Source organism: Cellulomonas massiliensis JC225, assembly GCF_000312005.1.
GTDB classification, from domain to species: Bacteria; Actinomycetota; Actinomycetes; order Actinomycetales; family Cellulomonadaceae; genus Cellulomonas; species Cellulomonas massiliensis.
This window is the reverse complement of record NZ_HE978588.1, coordinates 1,240,489-1,243,955: the sequence shown is the minus strand read 5'-3', so window position 1 is coordinate 1,243,955 and position 3,467 is coordinate 1,240,489. Positions and strand designations below refer to the sequence as shown.

The 3,467-nt window shown below is 77.8% G+C and carries 2 protein-coding genes and 1 pseudogene; 1 reads left to right on the top strand and 2 read right to left on the bottom strand.

The features are described 5' to 3' along the window. Positions 1-364, bottom strand: a pseudogene (locus HGCM_RS19715) (chromosome partitioning protein); the annotation flags it as partial. 127 nt (positions 365-491) lie between these two features. After that, on the bottom strand, positions 492-935 hold the full coding sequence (locus HGCM_RS05860; RefSeq protein ID WP_019135934.1) for an ATP-binding protein: 444 nt from the start codon (positions 933-935) through the stop codon (positions 492-494). A 117-nt stretch (positions 936-1,052) separates the two neighbouring features. Here HGCM_RS05860 and HGCM_RS17145 point away from each other — a divergent pair. Then, positions 1,053-3,467, top strand: a 2,415-nt coding sequence (locus HGCM_RS17145) for an ATP-binding protein (protein ID WP_019135933.1), incomplete at its 3' end; no start/stop codon positions are given.

The following is a 3,467-nucleotide window of genomic DNA, read 5'->3' as shown; positions in this document are numbered from 1 at the left end:
GGGGCGAGGACGGGGCCTCGGCGGCCGGCGACGCTCCCGGCGCCTCCGGGGCGGCGGCCGGGGGGACCACCGCCTGGGCGCCGGTGCCGGGCGGCGCCTCGTCGACGGCGCCGTCGGGGTAGATGAGCAGGGACCAGAGCCCGTCGGGGTCGCGCACCTCGGCCGGCAGGGCCTGCCCCGCGGCCTGCGCCAGCGCGGCGATGCGCGCCGTCACCGCGGCGCCCGCGTCGGACAGCGTCGTCGTGCGGATGTGCTGGACGACGCCGTCGACCGACAGCTCGCCCGTGCCGTCCGCCCGGACCTCCGCCCGGATCTCGGGCAGCCGCGTGGCCACCCGCCCGTCGCGCGCGTCGTCGTCGCTCATCGTCCTCGCCCCTCCGTGACGCCGGCTCACCCGGCGCATGCACCGAAACTACGCGAAAACTCCGCGAACCCCCACGTGGGAGCGGTGGGAGGGCGCACGGGCGGCCCGCACGGGCCGCGCCGTCGGCTCACTCGTCGGCGTCGACCTCGAACCAGACGGTCGTCCCGGCCTCGTCGGCCCAGGTGCCCCAGCCGGTCGCGAGGGCCTCGACGAGCGCGAGGCCGCGGCCGTGCGGGGCGGTGGGCTCCGGGTGCAGCACGGTGGGGTGCCCGCCGCCCTCGTCCGTCACCTCGACGCGCACGAGGTAGCCGTCGACGGTCAGCCGGACGCGCACGGAGCCGCCCTCGGGCCCGTGCACGACGGCGTTGGAGACGAGCTCGCCGGTGAGCAGCTCCACGACCTGGTTGGGCGCGCCGACGATCTCCGCGGCCGCGATCGCGCGCATCACCCAGTGCCGGATCGCGCGCGGCGCGCTGGTCTCGGCGCTGACGACGCGCTCCTCGTCGAGGACCAGACGGGACGCGCGACGCCGCACGCTCGCCGCGCTTGCGATGTGCCGGACGTCACCCACGGGAACCAGGGTGCCCGACGGTCGCCCGATCCGCCTGCCGCACCGGCGGGCGGATCGTGTCCGAGGGGTGGGAATCCGGCACGACGCGCGTGGGTGGTCGCTGGGACACTGGCGCACATGGCGTCCAGGAGCACGAGCACCCCGTTCGTCGCGCGGGAGGAGCAGGTCACGGCCCTGGCCGAGGCGCTCGACCGCGCGCGCGCCGGCACCCCGGGTGCCGTGCTCGTCGCGGCGGACGCGGGCGTCGGCAAGACCCGCCTGCTGCGGCACGTGGCGGAGCGGGCCGAGCTGGCCGGCGCGCGCGCGGTCGTCGCGCACTGCGTGGACCTCGGCGAGATCGGGCTGCCGTACCTGCCGTTCGCCGAGGCGCTGGCGCAGCTGCAGGCGCTCGCCCCCGAGGCCGTCGGCGAGGTCGCGCGGTCGCGGCCCGCGCTGGCCCGCCTGCTGCCCGGTGGCGGCCAGCCGGCCGACGAGCAGGCCGACGACCGGTCCACGCGGCTGCAGCTGTTCGAGGGCATCGTCGAGGTGCTGGACGCGTGCTCCGCCGAGGCGCCGCTGCTGCTCGTCCTGGAGGACCTGCACTGGGCGGACGTCTCGAGCCGGGAGGTGCTGCGCTTCGTCGTCTCGCGGCTGCGCTCGCAGCGGATCCTGCTGGTCGGCAGCTACCGGACGGACGACCTGCACCGGCGCCACCCGCTGCGCCCGCTGCTGGCCGAGCTGACCCGGCACCCGCGCGTGGTCCGGCTCGACCTGCCCCCGTTCACGGAGGCGGAGCTCGCGCAGTTCACGGTCGCCGTGACGGGGACGGCCCTGCCCGAGGCCGAGCTGCGCAGCGTCGTGGCCCGGTCGGAGGGCAACGCGTACTTCGCGGAGGAGCTGCTGGAGGCGGACGCGGACGGCGAGCTGCCCTGGTCGCTCGGCGACGTGCTGCGCACCCGCGTCGAGCAGCTCGAGCCCGCGACGCAGGAGCTCGTGCAGGTCGCGGCCGTCGGTGGGCGGCGGGTCGACGAGCGCCTGCTGCGCGCGGCCGTCGAGGCGGCGGAGCTGCCGTCGCTCGGGGCGCCCGGGGCCGTCGACGCGGCGCTGCGCGACGCGATCACCCACCACGTGCTCGGCGTCGAGCACGATCTGCTCGCCTTCCGGCACGCGCTGCTCGCCGAGGCCGTCTACACCGACCTGCTGCCCGGCGAGCAGGCGCGGCTGCACCGTGCGTACCTGCGCGCGCTCCAGGCGGACCCGACGCTCGGCCCGTCGTCGCAGCTCGCGTCGCACGCGCTGCGGGCGCCCGACCTGCCCGTCGCGCTGCGCGCGGCGTGGGAGGCGGCGCGCCAGGCCGGGGAGCTGCTCGCGCCCGCGGAGGAGCTCGACCAGCTCGAGGTCGTCCTGCGCCTGTGGGACGCGGTGCCGGCGGGCGAGCTCGACGTCGAGCACGTGGACGTCCTCACCGCCGCGACCCGCGCGGCGAGCAACGCCGGGCGCATGGAGCGCGCCGTGCAGCTGGCCCGGGCCGCGGTGGACGAGCCCGGGCTCGAGCCCATGCGGCGGGCGCAGCTGCGCACGGTGCTGGCGCGCCACCTGCTCGACGTCGAGGACCTCGAGCCGGCGCACCGCGAGGCGGCCGCGGCGATCGACGAGCTGCCCGACGAGACGCCGTGCCCGGCGCGCGCGTGGGCCTTCGCGACGTACGCGCGCACCAGCCTCAACCTCGACCTGGACGAGGAGGCGCTGGAGTGGGGCCGGCGCGCGGTCGACATGGCCCGCGCGGTCGGGGCGCTGGGCGCCGAGGCGGACGCACTGACGACGCTCGCGGTCGTCTCGGCCGACGACCGCGACCACGCCGCCGAGCTCATGGCCACGGCCGTCGAGCGCGCGCAGGCCGCCGGGGAGTTCGTCACGGAGCTGCGCTCGCGGCACAACCTCGCGTCCAACCGCTACTACGCCGGCGACCTGCTGACGGCCCGGCGGCTGGCGCACGAGGGGCTCGAGCGGGCGCGCGAGCTGGGCCTGTCCTCGAGCCTGTACGCCGCCGAGCTGTGGCTGTTCGCGGAGCTCGTCCGGTACACGCTGGGCGACCTGACGCCCGGCGGCGCACCCGGGGTCTCCGACGAGCTCTCGGGCGCGCTGACGGCGGTGAGCCTGTACTCCGCGGTGGCGCGCGGCGACGAGGACGCGCTCACCCGCGGGCGCTCGCTGGAGCCCGGCTGGCACCGCGACGGGATGATCGCGCTCGTCGGGGGCGGCTGCACCGTGGACGCCCTGACGTGGCGCGGCGAGCTCGACGACGCGGTGGAGGTGGCCCGCCGCGCCATCGCCCACCTGGAGAAGGTGTGGAACGACTTCTTCCTCGGCGGCATCTGGCTCTCCGCGCTCGCGCTGGCGGCGATCGCGGACGCCGCGGAGCAGCGGCGGCTCGCCGGGCAGGAGCTCGGCCCGCTGGCGGCGGACGCCGACGAGATGCTCACGCGGGCGGTCGAGACGGCGCGCCGCGGGCGGCCGCGCGGCGGGCGGCTCGGGCCGGAGGGCCGGGCGTGG